Genomic DNA, 15250 nt, shown 5'->3' with positions numbered 1-15250 from the left:
GATCCCAAGAATCGGTGGTGATCTTTCATCACCCTGAAGGGACTGTCGCATGCCCTCACTTCACCGGCGCACATTCCTCGGGCTGACCGGCGCGGCCGGAGCGGGTGTCGCCGCCGCCATCGCCGGCTTCTCCGCGGCACCGGCCTGGGCAGACCCCAGTTTCGCCGACAACCCGTTCACACTGGGCGTCGCCTCCGGCGACCCGTACCCCGACGGGGTCGTCCTGTGGACCCGCCTGGCGCCGGACCCGCTGGCCGTTGACGGGTCAGGCGGGATGCCGCCGCGAGTCGTGCCGGTGCTCTGGCAGGTTGCCGAGGACGAGCACTTCCGGCAGGTGGTCCGCGCGGGCGAGGAGCACGCCACACCGGAGCTCGGTCACTCGGTGCACGCGGAGGTCACCGGGCTGCGCCCCGACCGCGAGTACTACTACCGGTTCCGGGTGGGCACGCAGCTCAGCCCGGTCGGTCGAACCCGCACGGCCCCCGCGTACGACGCGGACCGCCGGCGGCTCGCCTTCGCCTTCGTGTCCTGCCAGAACCTGCCGGCCGGGCACTTCACCGCCTACCGGCACCTGGCCGAGGAGGACCTGGACCTGGTCCTGCACCTCGGCGACTACATCTACGAGGGCCCGGGGGCCAGCGCCATCGGCCGCCCGCACCTGCCCGCCACCGAGATCTTCTCGCTCAGCGACTACCGGATCCGGCACGCCCAGTACAAGACCGACCCGGACCTGCAGCTCGCGCACGCCCGGTTCCCGTGGGCGGTCACCTGGGACGACCACGAGGTGGAGAACAACTACGCCGACGGGACCTCCGAGGACCCGAAGCAGTCGCAGGAGAGCTTCCGGCAGCGCCGCGCGGTCGCTTATCAGGCGTACTACGAACACATGCCGCTGCGCAGGATGAGCATCCCGCACGGGCCGGACATGCGGCTGTACCGCCGGCTCCGCTACGCCAACCTCGCCGAGTTCAACATTCTCGACGGCCGGCAGTACCGGTCCGACCAGGTGCCCGCCGGGATGGACAACCCGTCCCGGACCATGCTCGGCAGCGCCCAGGAGCAGTGGCTGCTCGACGGTCTGGCCGCCTCGACGGCCCGATGGAACGTGCTGGGCAACCAGACCGTGATCGCCGAAGCCGACCGCGATCCTGGTCCCGGCAAGCGGCTGTCGGACGACAACTGGAACGGCTACGCGGCAGCCCGGCAGCGTCTGTTTGACGGTGTGGTCGAGCGCGGCGTGGAAAACATGGTGGTGGTCACCGGCGACGCGCACTGCAGCATGGTCGCCGACCTGAAGCAGAACTTCGACGACCAGTCGTCCCGCACCGTCGGCGTCGAGTTCCTCGGCACCTCCATCACCTCCGGCGGCAACGGCTCCGACATGGATACCCGGGGCACCGAGTGGCTGGCCAGCAACCCGCACATGCGGTTCTACAACGCCCGACGCGGGTACGTTCGCTGCCAGCTCGACCAGGAGCTGTGGCGCACCGACGATCGCGTCGTGCCGTACGTCACCGAGCCAGGCGCTCCGGCGTCCACCCGGGCCAGCTTCGTGGTGGAAAACGGCCGGCCGGGCGTCCAGGTGGACGCCGCCTGACCAGTTCGATGGCCCGGCCAACGTCCGGGCGTCAGCAGCGGCGGCCAGGCAGGGCTTTTCGCCCGCCTGGCCGCCGCTGCCCGTGGCTGTTCCAGCTTCTCGAGGATCAACATCGCCGGAAGCGGCGGCCTGGCGTTCTCGGACAGCGCGGCCGCCGTGCGGCACATGCTCTCCTCCGGCGTACGCAGCGGGTGGTCGTCGTGGCCACGGTCAACGGGAGCGGCAGATTCCAGTTTGGCACGTCCTCCCTGTCACGCCTGCCCTCAACGGGTCCCGCCACTCGATGCCGCCACCGTCGCCCGTGCGCCGAGATCGTGCAACCGTTCAAGCGCGGTGGCGTACGCCGCGGCGAACTGATGGTCTTCGGCGAGATCGCCGAACAGGTCACGGTCGCGGATGAACGCCAGCAGATCGTCGTGTTGCCGGGCCGCGGCGGCCATGACGCGGTCCTTGAGCCGGTCCACGACGTCGATGGGCTGGCCCTGCTCGTCAACGCCCTCGGCGTAGCGGGCCCAGGCGGCCACGACCAGCGCCGAGAGCTCCACCTCTCCCCCGAAGCGGAGGTTGTCCCGGATGACGGGCAGCAGCCATTTGGGGATGCGGTCGGAGGACTCCGCGCACAGGCGGGCCAGCGTGTCGCGGATTTCCGGGTTGGCGAACCGCTCGATGAGTTGGTGGCGGTAGGCGTCGAGGTCGACGCCGGGAACGTCCGGCAGGGTGGGGCTGGCCTCGCGCTCCATGTAGGCCAACAGGAACCGCGTGAACAGCGGATCCTGGCAGACCTCGTGGGCGTAGCGGTAGCCGGCGAGGTAGCCGAGGTAGCACAGGGCCTGGTGGCTGGCGTTGAGCAGGCGCAGTTTCATCAGCTCGTAGGGCACCACGTCGTCGACCATCTGCACGCCGACGTCCTCGAGGGGTGGCCGGCCCTGGCCGAACCGGTCCTCGAGCACCCACTGCGCGAACGGTTCGCACACCACCGGCCATCCGTCCTGGACACCGAACTCGGCGGCCAGCAACTCGGCGTCCTCCGACCGGGTGGCCGGCGTGATGCGGTCGACCATGGCGTTGGGGAAGGGCACATGCGCCTCCATCCAGTCGGCCAGCGCCGGGTCCTTGAGACGGGCGAACGCGCAGAACATCCGCCGCGCCACGTCGCCGTTGTGGGGCAGGTTGTCGCAGCTCATCACGGTGAACGGCGCGCGACCCGCACGGCGGCGGCGGTCCAGGGCCGCGGTGATGAAGCCGAAGACCGTGGCGGGAGGGGCACCTGCGGCGAGGTCGTGCTGGACGGACGGGTCCGCGGCGTCGAACTCGCCGGTCACCTGGTTGACGAGGTAGCCACCCTCGGTGATGGTCAGCGACACGATTCGCGTCCGCTCGTCGGCGAGCCGGTCGACGACGGCCCCGGGGTCCTCGGGGGCGAACATCATCTCCACGACGGAGCCGATGACCCGCGGCTCGCGGCGGCCGTCCGGGTGCTTGAGGACGAGGGTGTACAGCCCGTCCTGGGCCTTGAGCGTGTCGATGATCCTGCGGTCGCGCGGCAGCACGCCGACGCCGCACAGACCCCAGTCGAGCGCCTCGCCCATGTTCATCAACCGGTCGAGATACATCGCCTGGTGCGCTCGGTGGAAGCCACCGACACCGAAGTGCACGATGCTCGCGGTCACCCGGGAACGGTCGTAGTCCGGTCGAAGGCCCGGACCGAGATGCCGCAGGTTCGCGCTGCACAGCGGAACCGCAGTGGTGGCGGGCGCGCCGTCGGATGCCGAACTCCGCAGAACGCCGGCCTGGTTCTCGATGTCGGGTACGGGCGAGGGAGACATCACGCTCCTTGCGTATCAGGTACACCGCCTAGGCTTCGTGTCCACCTCTGCGGCCGCTCTTGCCGGTGCCGGTGCGGGGACCGGACCCGAGAGGAAGGCGGTGCGGGTCCGCCGCCGGGCTGCGGCGGCGGACCCGCGTCCGGCTGCTACTGCTTTCCGCCGAGCGTGGTGTACGCCTGGGCGGCGTTGTCCTTGGTGATCTCCATGGTGCCGAGGATCGTCGTCTTCGGCACGTCCTTCGCGCAGTCGATCAGGATTTTCTTGGCCAGATCGATCGCCTCGCGCCCACCGGTCGGGTACTGGAACGTGGCCTGCAGGCGGCCCTGCTCGACGGCCTTGATGCCGCCGGACGGGACGGGCAGGGCGTCGATCCCGGTGAACTTGATCGTGGTTTCCTTGCCGGCGGCCTTCGCCGCCAGGTAGGCACCTTCCGCCATCGGGTCGTTGTGCGCGTACACGGCGTCGATGTCCGGGTGGGCCTTGAGCATCGCGTCCATGACGCTCTGCCCCTTCTCCCGCAGCCACTCGGCGGTCTGGCTGGCGACGATCTGGATCTTCGGGTTGCTCGCGATGCCCTCCCGGAAACCCTGGGCGCGCTCGGCGGCCGGGGTGGAGCCGGGCAGACCGGAGATCTCGACAACCTTGCCGCCCTGCGGCAGCAGCGTCTTCGCGTAGTACTCCCCCGCCGCCTTGCCGATCGCCACGTTGTCGCCGCCGATGAAGGCGGTGTAGGCGTCCCCCTCGACCTTGCGGTCCAGCACGATCACCGGGACGCCCTTGTCGTACGCCTTCTTGACCACCGCGGTGAGCGGCTTCGCCTCGTTCGGGGAGATCATCAGCAGGTTGATGCCCTGGGAGAGGAAGTTCTCCACGTCGGCGACCTGCTTGCTGTTGTCCTGAGCGGCGTCCGAGACGACCACCTTGAAGCCGGGCACGGCCTTGGCGGCGTTGGTCACGTCGTCGTTCATGACCTGGCGGTACGGCTCGGCGTTGTTGGCCTGGGACATGCCGATCAGGAAGTCCTTGCCGCTGCCGCACGCGGCCGAGGCTTCGGTGCCGCCGCTGCCGGCACCGTCCTTCTCGATGCTGCAGGCCGAGGTGGTGACGAGCGCGGTCAACGCCAGGATGGCGAGGGCTCTACTTGCGTGGCGCATGGGTTTCCTCCGGGTGGTGGTGGGTCAGGCGATGCGGGGGCGAAGCTTCTGCAACGCGGCGGCAGCCACGATGACCAGGCCCTTGACGAGCAGCTGCACGTTGGCGTCGATGTTGTTGAGGGCGAGGATGTTGTTCAGGATCCCGAGCAGCAGGGCGCCGGCGATGGTGCCGCCCATGGATCCGCTGCCACCGGCGAGGCTGGTGCCGCCGATGACCACGGCCGCGATGGCGTCGAGTTCGTAGCCCGCGCCGTCGTTGGGGCTGCCCTGGTTGAGCTGACCGGCGTGGATGACGCCGGCCAGCGCGGCGAGCAGGCCGGCGATGGCGAAGACGGTGACCCGGACGCGGCGCACGGGCACGCCGGAGAGACGGGCCGCCTTCTCGTTGCCGCCGATGGCGTAGACGTGCCGGGCGAAGGCGGTGCTGCGCAGCACCAGGAGCGCACCGACACCGATGGCGAGGAACAGCAGGGCCGGCACCGGCAGCACCCCGTTGATCGAGCCGCTCAGCAGCGAGAACGACTTGGGTGCCTCCTGCGGCCCGTCGCCGTAGGCGATGGGGATGCCGAGGCCGCCGGACCACATCCGGGCGATGCCGCGGGCGGCCTGCAGGCCGGCGAGGGTGACGATGAACGACTGGATGCCGAGCCGGGCCACGACAAGTCCCTGCGTGGCGCCGAAGGCCGTACCGATGAGGAGCACGATCAGGACGGTGGGCAGGATGCCCAGGCCGCTGTCCACCATCAGGGTGGCCGAGCCGACGGCGGCGAGCCCGAGCACCGCGCCGACGGAGAGGTCGATGCCACCGATCAGGATGACGAAGGTCATCCCGACCGCGATGATGCCGATCTCCGAGACGGCCCGGACGATGTTGGCCAGGTTTCCGGAGCTGAGGAAGACGTTCTCGCCGTTACGGGCCGGCGACACGATGATCGCGATCAGGAAGACGGCGACGAGGCCGAACAGGCTCTGGAATCGGAAGAAGGTCTCGACTACCCCGAGCCGGTCGGTGGGCAGCCGGAGCGGCCGGCGGCCGGGCGGCGCAGCCGGCGGCGATTCGGCGAGGGTGGTGTGGGGCGAGTTCATCGTGGCTCCTTGAGGTCGTCCCCGTTGGCCGCGGCGAGGATGGCTTGTTGGGTGGTGGAGGCACGGGGCAGCACCGCCACGGTGCGTCCGCGGTGCAGGACGACGACCCGGTCGCAGAGGCTCACCAGTTCCGGTAGCTCCGACGAGGCGAGCAGGATCGCCATGCCCGTGTCGGCGAGCTGGTGCAGCAGTCGGTAGATCTCCGCCTTGGCTCCGATGTCGACCCCTCGGGTCGGCTCGTCGAGCAGGAGCAGGCGGGGGCGCATCAGCAACTGCTTGGCGAAGACGACCTTCTGCTGGTTGCCGCCAGAGAGGGTGGCGGCGGCGACCGTCGGTGCGGCGGCCTTCACGGCGAGGGCGGCAAGCTGTTCGGCCACCGTCCGGCGCATCAGGGGGCGGCGGACGAACCCGAGTGTGGTCAGCGAGGGCAGCGCGGAGAGCACCACGTTGTCGGCCACCGAGTGCTCCAACATGAGCCCGGCGCCGCGCCGGTCCTCGGGTACGAACGCCACCCCGTGCGCGAGCCCCGATCGCGGTCCGCGGGGGCGGTACGGCTGGCCGTCGATCGTCACCCGGCCGATGTGTCGGCCGGGGCGGCCGGCGCCGAACAGCGTCTCGAGCAGTTCGGTGCGTCCGGCGCCCATCAGACCGGCGAGTCCCACGATCTCCCCGGCGCGCACGGTCAGGTCCACGCCGGCCGGTTCGGTCCGTCCGGGAGTCGGCCGGCGGGGTGTCACGGCGAGTCCGCGTACGTCGAGCAGCACGTCGCCGGGCTCGTTGCGGCCCTCGCCGAACAGCGCGTCGACCGGGCGGCCGACCATGAGCTGGATGATCTCGTCCCGGGAGGCCACCTTCGGGTCGACGGTGCCGGCGACGGTTCCGTTGCGCAGGACGGTGACCCGGTCCGCGATGACCTCGATCTCGGCCATCCGGTGGGAGATGTAGATGATTCCGACGCCGGCTCGGCGCAGCTCGGCGATCGTCGCGAACAGCCGCTCCACCTCGGCGTCGGCCAGGGCCGCGGTCGGTTCGTCCATGATCAGGACCCGGGCGCTCAGGGAGAGCGCCCGAGCGATCTCGACGAGTTGCTGCTCGCCGACGCGCAGCGATCCCACCAGCCGTCGTGGGTCCAGGTCGGCGCCGAGCGTACGCAGGTGGGCCGTGGCCTGGCGGCGCATCGCCTTGAGGTCTAGGGTGCCCAGGCGGGTACGGGGCTCGCGGCCGAGGAACATGTTCTCCGCGATCGACAGCCCGGCCACCAGGTCCAGTTCCTGGTGGATGGTGGCGATGCCGGCGCGTTGGGCGTCGGCCGGGCCGGCGAAGCGCACCGGTTCGCCGTCGACCTCGATCGTGCCGTCGTACTCGGTGATCACGCCGGACAGGACGTTGATCAGCGTGGACTTGCCGGCGCCGTTCTCGCCGAGCAGCGCGTGCACCTCGCCGGCGGTGACGGCCAGGTCGATGTCGCGGCAGGCGCGCACGCCGCCGAACCGTTTGCCGATGCCGGTCATCCGGACCAGCGGCCGATCTGTCATGCGGCACCTCGTGGCTCGTGTGGAGGTCTGCGGGTCTGGCCGGAGTCGGAGGCCCAGCGGGTGGGCCTCCGACTCCGGTCCGGTCACGAGGTGAGGCGGGCCTCGAGGTAGTCGAGGCCGGCCAGGAGTCCGCTCGACGCGGCGGCCTTGCCGGTGACCGTGAGGGTGAGGATGTGCCGGCCCGCGGTCAGCTCCCGCTGCCCGTAGTCCAGCGGGTCGCTGATGACCACCTCCGGCGAGTGGTACGCGTCGAACGCCTCGCCGACCCGGGTGCCGTCGATGGCCACCGTGTTGATGCCGTAGTCCCGGGCCAGCGTCTGCACCAGCCGCAGGTCGTAGGTGCCGGTGGTGGGGACGGTGAAGGCGACGGTGACGCTCTGGTTCGGCCCGGTCGGCCGGAACCACAGCTGCGCGCTCTGCGACCAGTGGACGCCGCAGCAGTCGCCCTGCACCTCCGCCGGCGCGTCGGTGGCGACCGCCGGCAGCAGCGATTCGGCTTCGATCCGCAGCATGTCACCGGTCGTGCCCGACACCGGCGTCGAGTACGGGCCGGTGTTGCCGGCGTCGTCCACCGCGCGCACCCGGTAGTACCAGGTCTCCCGCAAGCCGAGCCCGGTGTGCTGGAAGCTCGGCCGCGTGGTGGTGCCGACCCGGTTGTCCGGCCCGGGGGTGAATCCGGCGTCGCGGGAGGCGAACACCTCGTAGCCGGGCGCGTACACGTCGTCCCGCGCCGGCTGCCAGGCCAGCGCGACGGCGTTCGTCCTGCCGCTGGTCGTGCTGAGCCCGGTGACCTGGCCGGGCCGGATCCCGTCGACGAACGGGGTGACCAGGCTCAGGACCGCGTACCGGGCCGCCGACCAGGCGGGGGCGCCGGCGGTGGGGGTCAGCGTGACTGTCACCGCCTGCTTGCCGGCGGTCAGCGCGGCCGGCAGCCGGTACTCGTCGTCCAGCCAGCGGTGCGACCGGTTGGCCAGCGGCTGCGACCAGGTGCCGGCGTCGCGGCCGTCGACCTGGACCGCCACCGACTGGTATCCGGCGGACTGGTCGGCGACCCGGCGCAGCACGGCACCGGTGTTGTCCGGGTCGAGGGTCACCCGGAAGCGGATCGGCGTGGTGGAGGCGCGGCTGTCGTCGGTGACCGGCCGGGGGTCGGTGTCGTCGCCCTCGTAGCTCGCGGTGAGGACCTCGCGCTCGCCACCCGAGGCGTAGCCGTGGGCCGACTCGCTGCCGGGGTCGCCGACGTCGACCGTGTCGGTCCAGCGTTGCGCGACGGTGTCCTGCCCGTACCAGTACGCGGTCGACCCGTACCGGGCCGGATCCTGGTCGCCGGGGCCGTGTTCGATGCCGTACCGCAGGCCGGTCGCGAAGGTGACCGCGTCGGCGAGCATGAGCCGGTACGCGCCGGTGCAGTCGTACCGGCAGCCGTGGTCGCCGACCTCGTGCGCCGGGTTGCCGTTCGTGGGTGCCGAGAACGTGCCGTGGTTGAAGTACCAGCCGCTCTCGTAGAAGTCCTCGGTGCCGGTGCCGTGGATGCTCGGGCTCTGCCCGCCGTCCACGTAGACCCGCTCGTCGCCCTCGAGGTAGTTGCGCTGGTTGCCGGAGGGGATGTGGCCCTCCATGGTGTGCGTGACGCCGACGACCTTGCCGCGGCCGGCGACGTCGAGGAACAGGTGGTCGGCGCCGGGGGTGGTGTCGGCGCTGGTCGCGGTGGCGCGGAAGTAGCCGGCGTCGCCGGTGGGCCGTAGCGCCGCCGTCCAACGGGCGGACCGCACGGTGGTCACCGTGGCCACGGACGGCGTGATCGGCCGGGTGGATCCGTTGCGCAGCTCGACGGTGTACCGGGACCGGTAGGGCATCGGCCACCAGGCCGACAGGGTCGCGGTCGTGGTGTCCACGCCGAACATGAGGGACCGCACCGGATGCAGTCCGAGGCCGGTGCCGAAGAACTCCCCGAGCGGGGCGTCCACCGTGGTCGTGTCGTCGAACGAGATGCGCAGCCGGGTGTCCCGGAGGACCTCGTCGGAGGCGGCGATGGCCGCCTTGCGCGCGGCGTCCACCGGGTAGGACAGGGTGTTGGCGCCCTGCCAGGTCTGCGCGGTGATCCGGTAGTCGTGGGCGGCCTCCGCGTCGAGGTGGGCGGGGCCGAGGTCGAGCGTGTCGGTACGCCGGGCGGTGCCGGCCACCAGGCTGTCGACCCAGTAGGTGAACTCGTTGACGTCCAGGTCCGAGGAGACGAACGAGTTCCTGATGGTGAGGTGCGTCTTGCCGGCGGTGGCGCTGGCCGGCAGGTCGACGGTCTGGTCCTGCCAGGTGCCGAACGGCACCGGGTCGTTGCCCGGCCATTCGGCGACCGGTGCGCCGTCCACCAGGATCTGTGCCCGCTGGTGTCCGATGTGCGGGTCCAGCCGGCGGGTCAGCCGTACGCCGGTGTTCGCCGGGTCGACCGCCACGGTGAACTCGCTGCTGCCGCCCGGGCCGAAGGCGCGGCCGTCGTCGGCGACCGGTTCCGGCGCGCCGACCAGCTGCGGGATCCGCAGTCGCAGGGCGGTGACGGCGCCGGGGCCGGTACCGCTGGCGAGGGTCACCCGGGCGCCGGCGGGAACGGCGAAGTCCCGTTCGGCCGTCGTCGCGCCCGGTTCGGCCGGCTTGGGGTCGCGGGTGCCGGCAGCCTTGAGCTGTGCGATGACGTCCAGCGCCTGGTCGGACGGATCGAAGGTACGCACCCCGGTGGCGGTGGTGAACTTCCGGTACGTGACGTGGTAGAAGATCGGGTTCTTCTCGGTGACCACGCGCATCGAGCTGCGGTACGTCATGGGCGCCTTGATGTAGACGCCGCCGGAGCTCTGCGCCGCGTTTGCGACCACCGGGTGGACGAACGGAGCTCCGAGCCTGCCGTCGACCACGTCCTGAAGCTTCGCGTGCAGCACGGTCACGCCGTCCAGCACGATTTTGATCGTGCCGGTGGCGGAGACGTCGCCGTCGTCGCGGGTGAACCAGATGGAGTCGATCTCGCCGGCGCCGGCGGCCTCGGCGATGACGCAGCCCTCGCTGGTGCTGCGCAGGCACGAGTACCGGCCGGAGAAGCCGTCGTCGTTGCCGCCACTCCGGTCGAAGCTGGAGAACTGGTAGGTACGTGGACCGTCGGGAAGCTCGGGGAGCCGGTCGAGTTGCCGGTAGACGTCCCATCCCGTCGGGCCGTTGCCGGGCGTGCTGACGGCCGCCGAGTTGGCCACGGTGGAGCCGGTGAGCGTGAGCGCGGCGACGAGCGGCGCGACAAGCGTGGCGCGCAGCAACCGGCGGCGGGCGGCCAGTGGTGGCCGAGTCGCGGTGTGTCTCATGATTCGCCTTCCACATCGGTCGGTGGGGCGGGCTGAGGTGCGCAACGAGGAATCGATTTCTCGATATTGCGTCCAGGGTAGGCAGGCCAGCTGGGCTCAACTGCCGAGCCAGGGCCAGTGACGTGGCGACGTCAGACAGGGCCCGCACAACGAGCATTCACGATGCCGGATCAAAATTGAGCAAACGATTTCTACCCGACCGAGCGGCGACCGGGCGGCCGGACCGGCTGGACGGCCGCCGCTCGGTGGGCAGAATCGTGCTGGCGAAGGGCCGGTGGGACGGCTGTCAGAGATTGACCTCGCCGCACAGGTGCACCCGCACGCCCAGCTGGGCGAACATGGCAGCCTTCACCTGCAGCGCCTTGTCCGCCGTGGCGGCGTCCGGCGCGTACGCCACGTTGAGGTGGTTGGCCTTGTGCCGGGCCATCAGCTGGTCACGGCCGACACCGTGGAGCACCGCGTGCATGATCGGCCACTGCGGGGTGGTGGCGTCCAGCCGCCGCTGGGTTTCCTCGGCGGGCAGTTCGACGACGGTGCCGCGGCCCAGGTCGACGTGCAGCACCCCGTCCATGATGAAGACCCGGGACCAGACGATCTCGCCCGGCTTGGACACGCCGCTCAGGGTGCCACCGCCCAGCGGGAAGTACATCGGCGGTTGCCGCATGCTGTAGGACTTGTCGTAGCCACCGTTGTGGGAGGCGGGCACGGACCCGGAGATCTCGAACACCCAGACGAAGTCGTCACCGTACCGCTCGCCCCAGCGGATGTCGTGCAGCGTGGTGGCCGGGTCGAGGCCCATCGCGGTCCAGATGCGGTTGGTGACCAGCGAGTCGACGGCGACGCCCTCGTCCACCTCGTTGAAGTGCGGCAGCGCCGCGCCCGCGTACAGCTCGCGGCTCCCGTCGCGGCTGCGCACCGGCGGGCGCTGGACGTTGTTCAGCAGCCCCTCGGCCAGGTCGCTCGCCGGCACGGTGTCCTTCAGCCCCTGCTGGTACTGAATGCCCACCGCGTCCAGGCCGAAGTCGTCGGCGATGCGCAGCGCCGCGATGTACATCTTGAACTGACTGAGCAGCTGCTGCTCGGTCAGCTCGGTGGCCTCGTCGGTGCCGAGGTGGAAGGTCATGCCCGCCTCGTCCAGCCAGGCGCGCACCGCCTGGGCCTCCGCGTCGCTCACCCGCGCCATCTCGGCGACGAGCGCGCTCTGCGACAGCCGCTCCTTGTAGATGCCGAGCGGGTTGAGCAGCTCGTCGTCGATGATCGCGTTGTACATGCCCATGCAGCCCTCGTCGAAGACGCCGATGATCGCCTTCTCGGTCGACAGCTGCGCGGCGAGCGCCGTGCCCAGCTGGACCTCCGGGCTGGCCGGCAGCGCGGGCAGGTCGCGGACGTGGCTCAGGTCGTGGGAGAGTTCGCCCGTCTCCAGCCAGGTCTTCAGCCCCTTGAGCGCCCACTCGTCGGTGAAGTCCTCGCTCCAGAGCGCCGAGTGCCGCACTCCCGCCTTGGTGAGACTGGCGGTGAGGTTGAGCAGACCGACCAGGCCGGGAAACTGGCCGCTCCAGTTCGCCACGACCAGGATGGGCCCCTGGTGGCTGCGGAGACCGGCGAGGACGTGGTGGCTGTACTGCCAGACCCCTTCCACCACGATCAGCGGCGCGTCGACCGGCAGTCGCTTGAAGACCTCGATGCCGGCGCGCTGGCTGTCGATGAAGCCGTGCCCCTTGTCGGCGTCGAACTCGTGGCCGCGCCGCACCTGCCAGCCGAGCGTGGTGATAGCCGCCGCGAGATCGGACTCCAGTTTCTGCTGCACCGGCCAACAGGTGACATTGGCGCTCGGCCGGAGGTCGCCGCTGGCAACCGTGTAGACCGTGCCGGGTTCGGCCTTGGGACGCGCGGCCGTCACGGGCAACGTGTAGGTGGTCATCGGGCGACTCCTTCGGTGCGTACTTCGTGGTGAGTGCGGGCTGCGGCTGGGGTCATCAGGCGGGCCTGCCGGGCGGCGAGGCCGTGGGTGACCTTCCGGGAGCCGGCGTAGAGCTGGCGGTACAGGGTGTAGAGCTCGTCGTAGTCGGCGGCGAGTTCGGGCCGGGGAGTCCGGACCTCGCGGATCGGGTTCCACACGTCGATCGAGACGTCGCCGACCGCCTGCGCGGCGAGAAACGCCGCGCCGAAGCTCGCGCCGATGGTCTGTGCGGGGATCAGCTGGGGTCGCCCGGTGATGTCGGAGACGATCTGCGTCCAGAGGTCGCCCTGGGTGCCACCGCCCACCGCCACGACCCGACGGATCTCGCCGCCGGCCGCCTCCATGGTCTCGATGTTGTGGCGCACGCCGAGCCCGGTGGCCTCGAGCGCGGCCCGGTACAGGTCGCCGCGCGTATGCGAGACGGTGAGGCCGGCGATGACGCCGCGGGCCTCCGGGTCCATGATGGGCGTGCGCTCCCCCGCGAAGTAGGGCAGCATGAGCAGCCCTCGGGCGCCGGGTCCGGAGCGTTCGGCGAGCCGCAGCAGCTCCGGATAGTCGGGTGAGCCGAACAGCTCACGCAGCCAGCGGGTGATCGCGCCCGAGGTCGCCATGCCGGCGGCGAGGTTGCGGGTGTCCGGCAGGGCGCCGACCGTTCCCCACAGCGACGGGCTGGTGAGCCGGTTCGGCACGGTGTGGACCAGGAACATGGTGGTGCCGTACATGAGCATGAGGTCGCCCACGCCCTGGGCGCCGACGCTGATCGCCTCGGACCACGCGTCGATGGTTCCCGTGATGACGGGAATGCCGGGTGGCAGTCCGGTCACGGCGGCCGCCTCCGCCGTCACACCGCCGGCCACGTCCCCCGCCCACCCGAGCGGCGGCAGGTCGAGTTCGGGTGCGATCTCCCGGGCCCAGGGCAGGTACCAGTCCCGGTTCTCGGTGTCGTAGAGCGGGGTGCACTGGCTGGCGGAGTGCTGGTCGAGCACGTACCGGCCGGTGAGTCGGAAGGCGAGCCAGGAGCTGGGCATGAACAGCCGGCGGGCCCGCGCGAAGAGGTGGGGCTCGGTCTCGGCGACCCAGGCGATCTTGGCGCCCGCAGCCTGGGTGGAGAGGGCCGAGCCGCAGCGTCGCATGATCTCGTCCGCGCCGAACCGCTCGTTGAGCGTCGCGATCTGGCGGGTCGAGCGGGTGTCGATGCCGTACAGGATGGCCGGGCGCAGCGGTGTGCCGGCCGCATCGGTGAGCAGCACGCAGGGACCCATGCCGCTCACCCCGACGGCGACGACGTCCGCACCACCGGGTGCGAGGAGTTCCCGGGTGATGGCGACGAATTCCTGCCACCAGACCTCGGCGTCCATCTCGACCCAGCCCGGCTGTGGCCGGCCGACGTCGTGGTCCCTGATGCAGGAGCGGATGACCCGCCCGTCGAGGTCGACGAGGACGCCCTTGCTGCTCGACGTGCCGATGTCCACGCCGATGACGGCCGAAACCCCCATGTGATCCACCATTCCAGAAATCGATTTCTCGGCTGGGCGCGATCGGGTGAAGGCACCCTGACGACTCGGCGGCGCACCCGCCGCTCGCCCTGCCGGGGGCGGGCACCGCCCCCGGCGACGGCCGCCGCTGCGGCCGGCTGTCCGTGCGCCTCCGTCAGCGGGTCGGGAAGGGGATCCGCTCGGTGACCGGCGCCAGGTCGAAGGGACGATGAGGCAGGGTCTGGTACCAGTACGCCACCGACGAGAAGTCGTCGGACCGCTTGTTCGCGTGACCGTGCTCGATCGTCACCCGGATCGACTCGGTGAACGTCACCGGGTCCTCGACGTGGAACCGGTACAGCGAGATCTCACCGCTCCAGTTCTCGCCGCCCGGCAGGGTGATGCCGTGGTACGGCGCATGGTGCGACTGGGTGGGGCACCACGCGGTGTTGAAGTAGTCCTCGGTCCCGGTCCCGTGCAGGGACGGCGGGAACGGCTCACCGTCGATGAAGATCATGTCATCGCCCTCGCCGTACCAGTTCCAGTCGCTGGTCTGGCGGAGGTTACGGATGTTGAGCACGCAGCCGACGTAGTGTCCGCGGCCGACCGCGTCGAGGATGACGTAGTTGCCGTCGCCGGTCAGGTTCGTGCCCTCGACCTGGAACTGCCGGTTGGTCTCCGTGCCCTGCGGCACGCCGTCGGTCGGCCGTTCGCAGCGCCACTGGGCGTGGAAGTAACCCAGGCCGGCGGTGATGTCGTCGGCGGCGGCGGGCTCGAAGAGCTCGTAGTCGACGTAGTAGTAGAAGTACACCGGCTCGTGCTCGAGCTCGCTGATCAGCTCGACGCGCGCGTGCCGGGCGAACGGCATGTGGAACCACGAGTTGAAGGCCTTGCCGTCCTGCGGGCTCATCTGCAACGGCGCCGACACGAAGTTGGTCGTCTTGCCGTGCCCCATGCCGAAGAAGTCGCCGAGCGGCACCAGCACGCTGGGTGCCGCCGCGTCGTCCCAGGTGATGCGGAGCACGAGCCGACGCAGGTAGTCGCTCTCGACGGCGTCGGGGACGTCGCGGTGCGGCAGGGCGACGGTGCACCAGATGTGGTTGATCGATCCGGGGCCGTCGATGTCGGCCAGCAGCGCGGTGCTGCCGGGGGCGACGGTGAGCCGGTCGTCGTTGCCGCCGGTGCGGTCCCAGCTCGAGGCCCGGCGCCGGCGGCTCGTCCGCAGTCGGGGCAGGTCGCGCAGGCTGGAACCAAACTGGCCGTAACTCATGTCGTTTCC

At 70.7% G+C, this 15250-nt stretch carries 9 protein-coding genes; 1 reads left to right on the top strand and 8 read right to left on the bottom strand.

The genetic code is table 11. The features are described 5' to 3' along the window. Window positions 1-49 precede the first annotated feature (49 nt). Window positions 50-1597: an alkaline phosphatase D family protein gene (locus tag ACGFI9_RS30625; protein WP_393183459.1), complete on the top strand. Its 1548-nt coding sequence runs from the start codon at window positions 50-52 to the stop codon at window positions 1595-1597. Between the two features lie 263 nt (window positions 1598-1860). Here the strand turns inward: ACGFI9_RS30625 and ACGFI9_RS30620 are convergent, their stop codons facing one another. From ACGFI9_RS30620 to ACGFI9_RS30585, 8 genes are all read right to left on the bottom strand, one after another. Further along, complete coding sequence (locus ACGFI9_RS30620) at window positions 1861-3267, bottom strand: mannitol dehydrogenase family protein (RefSeq protein WP_393183457.1); 1407 nt, start codon at window positions 3265-3267, stop codon at window positions 1861-1863. A gap of 302 nt (window positions 3268-3569) precedes the next feature. Further along, window positions 3570-4577, bottom strand: coding sequence for a substrate-binding domain-containing protein (locus tag ACGFI9_RS30615; protein ID WP_393183456.1), 1008 nt, complete (start codon window positions 4575-4577; stop codon window positions 3570-3572). A gap of 24 nt (window positions 4578-4601) precedes the next feature. Next, window positions 4602-5663, bottom strand: coding sequence for an ABC transporter permease (locus ACGFI9_RS30610; RefSeq protein ID WP_393183455.1), 1062 nt, complete (start codon window positions 5661-5663; stop codon window positions 4602-4604). Next, window positions 5660-7198 carry a sugar ABC transporter ATP-binding protein gene (locus tag ACGFI9_RS30605; RefSeq protein ID WP_393183453.1) on the bottom strand — a complete coding sequence of 513 codons (1539 nt, stop codon included), beginning with the start codon at window positions 7196-7198 and terminating at the stop codon, window positions 5660-5662. The genes ACGFI9_RS30610 and ACGFI9_RS30605 overlap by 4 nt, the downstream gene beginning before the upstream one ends. An 83-nt stretch (window positions 7199-7281) precedes the next feature. Further along, the gene (locus tag ACGFI9_RS30600; protein WP_393183450.1) at window positions 7282-10536 is read right to left on the bottom strand and encodes a DUF2961 domain-containing protein; all 3255 of its coding nucleotides are present in this window, start codon (window positions 10534-10536) and stop codon (window positions 7282-7284) included. Between the two features lie 286 nt (window positions 10537-10822). After that, window positions 10823-12457: a fucose isomerase gene (locus tag ACGFI9_RS30595; RefSeq protein WP_393183447.1), complete on the bottom strand. Its 1635-nt coding sequence runs from the start codon at window positions 12455-12457 to the stop codon at window positions 10823-10825. Then, on the bottom strand, window positions 12454-13992 hold the full coding sequence (locus tag ACGFI9_RS30590) for an FGGY-family carbohydrate kinase (protein WP_393183444.1): 1539 nt from the start codon (window positions 13990-13992) through the stop codon (window positions 12454-12456). The genes ACGFI9_RS30595 and ACGFI9_RS30590 overlap by 4 nt, the downstream gene beginning before the upstream one ends. A gap of 154 nt (window positions 13993-14146) precedes the next feature. Further along, window positions 14147-15241, bottom strand: a complete 1095-nt coding sequence (locus tag ACGFI9_RS30585) for a glycoside hydrolase family 172 protein (protein ID WP_393183442.1) — start codon at window positions 15239-15241, stop codon at window positions 14147-14149. Window positions 15242-15250 lie beyond the last annotated feature (9 nt).

This window comes from Micromonospora sp. NPDC048930 (assembly GCF_043197935.1).
In the GTDB taxonomy this organism is placed as follows: Bacteria; Actinomycetota; Actinomycetes; order Mycobacteriales; family Micromonosporaceae; genus Micromonospora.
The sequence above is the reverse complement of the archived record's forward strand: the minus strand, read 5'-3'. Positions and strand labels throughout refer to the sequence as shown.

Bases quoted from the DNA above. Each gene is read 5' to 3' on its own strand.
- ACGFI9_RS30625 (WP_393183459.1), top strand. From the start codon at position 50: ATGCCCTCACTTCACCGGCGCACATTCCTCGGGCTGACCGGCGCGGCC.
- ACGFI9_RS30615 (WP_393183456.1), bottom strand. From the start codon at position 4,577: ATGCGCCACGCAAGTAGAGCCCTCGCCATCCTGGCGTTGACCGCGCTC.
- ACGFI9_RS30610 (WP_393183455.1), bottom strand. From the start codon at position 5,663: ATGAACTCGCCCCACACCACCCTCGCCGAATCGCCGCCGGCTGCGCCG.
- ACGFI9_RS30605 (WP_393183453.1), bottom strand. From the start codon at position 7,198: ATGACAGATCGGCCGCTGGTCCGGATGACCGGCATCGGCAAACGGTTC.
- ACGFI9_RS30600 (WP_393183450.1), bottom strand. From the start codon at position 10,536: ATGAGACACACCGCGACTCGGCCACCACTGGCCGCCCGCCGCCGGTTG.
- ACGFI9_RS30595 (WP_393183447.1), bottom strand. From the start codon at position 12,457: ATGACCACCTACACGTTGCCCGTGACGGCCGCGCGTCCCAAGGCCGAA.
- ACGFI9_RS30590 (WP_393183444.1), bottom strand. From the start codon at position 13,992: ATGGGGGTTTCGGCCGTCATCGGCGTGGACATCGGCACGTCGAGCAGC.
- ACGFI9_RS30585 (WP_393183442.1), bottom strand. From the start codon at position 15,241: ATGAGTTACGGCCAGTTTGGTTCCAGCCTGCGCGACCTGCCCCGACTG.